This window comes from Motilimonas thetidivivens (assembly GCF_046452435.1).
Taxonomy (GTDB): Bacteria; Pseudomonadota; Gammaproteobacteria; order Enterobacterales; family CBDFNC01; genus Motilimonas.
The window spans coordinates 1-345 of the sequence record NZ_JBKFDK010000083.1; the positions used below are offsets into that span (position 1 = coordinate 1).

The following is a 345-nucleotide window of genomic DNA, read 5'->3' on the forward strand; positions in this document are numbered from 1 at the left end:
TCCTTTGATGCAACGAGTGATCAAGATGGTGATGGGCTTACCGCTTGGGATGAATACCGATTAGGTACAGATCCTAATGCCCCTGATTCAGATCGTGATGGCGCACCTGACTATATCGACTCTGCTCCGCTAAATTCACGCTATAGCTTTGATAACGACAGAGATGGCCTTCCCCAAGAATGGGAAATGCAATATGGTCTAAGTGACTCAATGCCTCTGGATGCCAAGGATGACTTTGATGCTGACGGCTTAACTAACTTACAAGAGTTTTTAGCTGGCACCAATCCACATCTTGCAGATAGTGATCATGACGGCGAACTTGATGGCACCGACTTTGCGCCAACC

At 47.2% G+C, this 345-nt stretch carries 1 pseudogene; it reads left to right on the forward strand.

Annotated features, from left to right (window positions below):
* Nucleotides 1–345, forward strand: a pseudogene (locus ACK8OT_RS19345) (hypothetical protein); the annotation flags it as partial.